Annotated in this window: 4 protein-coding genes (1 of these 4 running past the window's edge); 2 read left to right on the top strand and 2 right to left on the bottom strand. The window is 65.2% G+C overall.

The genetic code is table 11. The features are described 5' to 3' along the window. Both AC1D1Y_RS20060 and AC1D1Y_RS20055 read right to left on the bottom strand, forming a co-directional pair. A protein-coding gene (locus tag AC1D1Y_RS20060) for a xanthine dehydrogenase family protein molybdopterin-binding subunit (RefSeq protein ID WP_477683888.1) crosses the window boundary here: on the bottom strand, window positions 1–308 show its 5' end (the start). 2,005 nt of this gene lie to the left of the window's left edge; the window shows 308 of its 2,313 coding nt (coding positions 1–308); its start codon is at window positions 306–308; its stop codon lies off the left edge, out of view. Next, entirely contained in the window at window positions 305–784 is a 480-nt protein-coding gene (locus tag AC1D1Y_RS20055) for a (2Fe-2S)-binding protein (protein WP_477683887.1), read from the bottom strand. Before AC1D1Y_RS20055 ends, AC1D1Y_RS20060 begins: the two co-directional genes overlap by 4 nt. Before the next feature lie 183 nt (window positions 785–967). Between AC1D1Y_RS20055 and AC1D1Y_RS20050 the strand changes: the two genes are divergently transcribed. Further along, window positions 968–2,896, top strand: coding sequence for an ATP-binding cassette domain-containing protein (locus AC1D1Y_RS20050; RefSeq protein ID WP_477683886.1), 1,929 nt, complete (start codon window positions 968–970; stop codon window positions 2,894–2,896). Window positions 2,897–3,023: 127 nt separating this feature from the next. Continuing rightward, window positions 3,024–4,721, top strand: coding sequence for a phospholipase D-like domain-containing protein (locus tag AC1D1Y_RS20045; RefSeq protein WP_477683885.1), 1,698 nt, complete (start codon window positions 3,024–3,026; stop codon window positions 4,719–4,721). Window positions 4,722–5,000 lie beyond the last annotated feature (279 nt).

The raw sequence follows: 5,000 nt of genomic DNA, 5'->3' as shown, positions 1-5,000 counted from the left end.
GCGTCGGCGCCGGCCTGCTCCAAGCTGACCCGCGCCAGCGGCACATCCAGCTCCTCGGCCACCAGCATGGCCAACGCGGTGTGCACACCCTGCCCCATTTCGCTGCGCGGCATGGCCAGCACCACGCCGCCATCGGCCCGTATCTTGATCCAGCCGTTGAACACCACGCCGCTAAGGTCGGGCGCGGCGCCGGCAGGCCAGGGGTGTGCCGCGCTGCCCAGGCGGGAGCGCGCCGGCAACATGCCCCAGCCGACCAGCAGCGCGCCGGCCGAGCCCGCCGCGCTGAACAGCCAGGTTCGCCGTTTCATGCCTTCGCTTTCCTCACGGCGCCGTCTGGCGCCATGCCGGCGGCCCGCTTGATGGCCACGCGGATACGCTGGTAAGTGCCGCAGCGGCAGATATTGGTCATGGCCGCGTCGATGTCGGCGTCCGTCGGCCTGGGGGTTTTGTCGAGCAGGGCGGCGGCGGCCATCAACATGCCCGACTGGCAGTAGCCGCATTGCGGCACCTGCTCGGCGATCCAGGCCAGCTGCAGGGCATGGGGTTTGTCCGGCGTTCCCAGCGCCTCAATGGTCTGGATGCGCTTGCCCAGCACGGCGGACACCGGCACCACGCAGGAACGCACCGCCTGGCCGTCGACCCGCACCGTGCAGGCCCCGCAGGCCGCCACGCCGCAACCGAACTTGGTGCCGGTCATGTTCAGCACGTCGCGCAGCAGCCATAACAAGGGCATGCCGGCGTCGGCGTCGGCCTGGACGATCTGGCCGTTGATTTGCAGTTCCACGAAGCCTCCCTCAGCGATGCGTCGCCGGAATGAAGACTATATAGACGAGCTCCGGCAGGCGATAGGGCGGCGCCACCACCGTCGTTGCAGGCTTGCCACGCGCCGTCCCCACACCTGCCGGATGGCCTTGCCGCGCCGGGGAAATGCCTGCCGTCACCGAGGCGGCGGATAATCTGCCCCCTTATGGCACTTATTACCTTACTGAACGCCCAACTGGCTTTTGGGCACGTCGCACTGCTGGATCACGCAGATTTTTCCCTTGAGAGCAACCAGCGCATAGGCCTGATCGGCCGCAACGGCACCGGCAAGTCCTCCCTGCTCAAAATCCTCGCCGGCCTTGAAAAACCCGATGACGGCACGCTGCAGCTGCAGCAAAACCTGCGCATCGCCTACGTGCCGCAGGAGCCCAGCCTGGATCCGCACGCCACCGTCTTCATCGCGGCCAGCGCCGGCCTGGCACGCACCCGCCACGTGGTCGAGCAATACCTGGCGGCCGACGAAAACACCGACCTCGACGCCCTGCAATCGGAAATCGAGGCGCTGGACGGCTGGACCTGGGAGCAGCGCGTCGAGGAAACCCTGCACCGCCTGCACCTGGACAAGGACGCCATCGTCGGCTCGCTTTCGGGCGGCACCAAAAAACGCGTGGCCCTGGCCCAGGCGCTGGTCGCCAAGCCCGACGTGCTGCTGCTTGACGAGCCGACCAACCACCTGGACCTGGATTCCATCGCCTGGCTGGAGGAACTGCTGGTCAATTTCAACGGCAGCATCATCACCATCACCCATGACCGGGCCTTCCTGGACCAGGTCGCCACCGTCATCGTCGAACTGGACCGCGGCAAGCTGAACAGCTACCCCGGCAACTTCGCCCAGTACCTGGTGCAAAAAGAAGAACAGATGGCGCAGGAAGCCGTCATCAACGCCAAGGCCGACAAGCTGCTGGCCCAGGAAGAAATCTGGATCCGCAAGGGCGTGGAAGCGCGCCGCACCCGCAGCGTGGCCCGCATAGGACGCCTCGAAGCATTGCGCGACAACCGCGCGGCCCGGCGCGATGCCGTCGGCCGCGTCAACCTCGATGTCTCCAGCGGCGAGAAAAGCGGCAAGATCGTCGCCGAACTCACCGACGTGAGCAAAAGCTTCGGCCACCCGGGCAGCGAAAAAATCATCGTCAACAAGTTCACCGGCACCTTGCTGCGCGGCGACAAGGTCGGCCTGCTGGGCCCCAACGGCGCCGGCAAGACCACGCTGCTCAAGCTCATCCTGGGCGAGCTGCAGCCCGATGTGACCACGCCACCCGGCAAGATCCGCCAGGGAGCCAACCTGCAGGTGGCCTACTTCGACCAGATGCGCGACAGCCTGGACCTGGACGCCACGCTGGAAGATTTCATCAGCCCCGGCAGCGAATGGGTCGAGATCAACGGCGCGAAAAAACACGTCAAGAGCTACCTGACCGACTTTCTGTTCTCGCCCGCGCGCGCCAATTCGCCGGTGCGCACCCTCTCGGGCGGCGAGCGCAACCGGCTGCTGCTGGCGCGCCTGTTCGCGCGGCCGGCCAACGTGCTGGTGCTGGACGAGCCGACCAACGACCTGGACATCGACACGCTGGAGCTGCTGGAAGACCTGCTGCAGAACTACGAAGGCACGGTCTTCCTGGTCAGCCACGACAGGCGTTTCCTCGACAACGTGGTGACCAGCACCATCGCCTATGAAGGCACGCCCGAGAACCCAGGCTTCTGGCGCGAATACGAAGGCGGCGTGACCGACTGGATCACCCAGTCCAAACGCGCGGCGCAGATCACCGGCAGCGCCAAGCCCGCGGCTTCCGTGCCCAAACCTTCCGGCAAATCCGGCGGTGAGCCCAAAAAGGAAGCAGGCACGGGCGAGGCCGCCGCGAAAAAGAAGCTCAGCTACAAGGAGCAGCGCGAACTCGACGGCCTGCCGGCGCTGATCCAGCAGCTGGAGTCACAGCAAAAGGCGATAGAGCAGGAGCTGTACGACGGCACGCTTTACACCACCAATGCCAAGCGGGCGGCCGAACTCAATGCGCGCAACAGCAAGATTGAGGAAGAACTGATGGCCGCGCTGCAGCGCTGGGAAACCCTGTCCTCCTGATTCAGGGCCGGGCCGGATCCACAGGCACCGGCCGCGCTGTCAAGCCGGGCGCCTACAGAAAGAGTGGGCGGAAACGCCGATTTCACAGGGCGTAAATACACGGGCTTACGCTACAGTGACCAGCATCATGCTGACACCTGTTGCCGCCGGCCGCACGCCTTCTTACTCCCCGGTTTTTCATTCCACCGGGAGCTCGCGCTGGCTGCTCCTGCTGTTCCTGAGCCTGTGGATCACCGGATGCGCCTCACTGCCCAGCGAAGTTGAGCGACCCGTGTCCACCGCCCTGGCCAATCCTTCGGAAACCCGGCTGGGCGCGCTGGTGGCCGCCCGCGCCGCCAAAGCCGGCACCCGCAACGATTCCGGTTTCGCGCTGGTGGGCGATGCCGAACTGGCATTCACCAGCCGCATGACCCTGATCAAGGCCGCGCAGAAAACGCTGGACATCCAGTACTACGCGATCTTTGCCGATGACACCACCGAACGCATGTTCGAGGCCCTGCGCGAGGCCGCCGGCCGCGGCGTGCGCATCCGTATCCTGCTGGACGACTTCAACACCTCTGGCAAGAACGCCCAGGTGCTCAAGCTTGCCTTCGAGAAAAACTTCGAGCTGCGGCTGTTCAACCCCCTGCCCGGCGGCCGCGGCTCCATGATGCTGCGCATTTTGAGCAACCTCAAGGATGCCGCGCGCCTGCAGCGGCGCATGCACAACAAGATTTTTGTGGCCGACAACGCCGTCGCCATCACCGGCGGCCGCAACCTCGGCGAGACCTATTTCGGCCAGAGCAAGGGGACCAATTTTGTGGACATCGATGTGATCGCGGCAGGCCGCATCGCGCGCGACCTGTCCGCGAGTTTTGACCAGTACTGGAACAATCCGCTGGCCTATCCGGTGCAGTCGCTGATGACCGCCGGGGAGATAGAGGCCCTGAAACGGCCACCGCCCGGCGCACAGCCCGTCAACCTCAACCGGGAAGACCCCGCGGCGCTGGCGACCGCCACGCAGGCCGCCATCGCCGAATCGAATGCGTCCGCGGCTTCCGTCGCCGCGGCCGCCGCCTTGCCCGACTCGACCGACCTGCGCCTGCTGACCTGGACCTGGGCGCCGTCCATCCTGCTGGTCGACAAAGCGTCCAAGATCGCCGCCGACGCCGACACGACCGGCGAATCCCAGGACACCACCGTGGACGGGCTGCTGCAGCTGATGTCGCAGGCCAAAAGCAATCTGCTCATCGTCTCGCCCTACTTCGTGCCTGGCGAACGCATGATGAAACAGTTCGCCGACCTGCGCCAGCGCGGCGTGCGCGTGCGCGTGCTCACCAACTCGCTGGCCTCCAACGACGCGCCCGCCGCACACGTCGGTTATGCGCGCTACCGCAAGGCATTGCTGGACCTGGGCATAGAGCTGTATGAAATGCGCGCCGAACAGGAAGGCTCTTTCTCAAGCTTCGGCTCCTCGGCCCTGGGCGGAGGCTCCACGGGCGGCTCCACCAGCGGCTCCCGCGCCAGCCTCCATTCCAAGGTAGTGGTGATGGACGACCGGCTGCTGGTGGTCGGCTCCATGAACCTGGACCTGCGTTCCCAGCTGCAGAACAGCGAAGTCGCCATCGTCATCCGCAACCGCGCCATCTCGGCCGAAGCCACGCGCCTGATCGAGCCGACCCTGTCCACGGGAGCCTACCGCGTGGAACTGGATGAAGGCCAGATGGTCTGGCGCGCGCCTCAGGGGTCGCAGCTCAAGGATTCGAGGGTCGAGCCTGATGCGAGTTGGGGTTTGAAGTTGATGCTCAAGGTGATTGGGCCGTTTGCGCCGGATGAGATGCTTTAGATCGATTTCTCTCTAGGCTCTGCTTGTTCTCGATGCTGAGGTTGTGCTGAATTCTGCTGGCCGGGGTTGCCGGCAGCAACTCACTTTCTTTTGCTTCGCCAAAAGAAAGTMASCAAAGAAAAGGCGACCCGCAGTCTGGGTCCCTACGCTTCGCTTCGGGCAACCTGCGGTGCTCGACTACGGCGGGGTCTCGCGCAAACTCGCTTCGCTCAGACAAGCGCGATCCCTGATCCGCCTACGTCTGCGCTCCTCGGCCCAGCCAGGACGGGGCAATCGGGA

Source organism: Polaromonas sp. P1_G1 (assembly GCF_056405595.1).
Note: the sequence above shows the minus strand (reverse complement) of the source record. Positions and strands in the feature narration are given on the sequence as shown.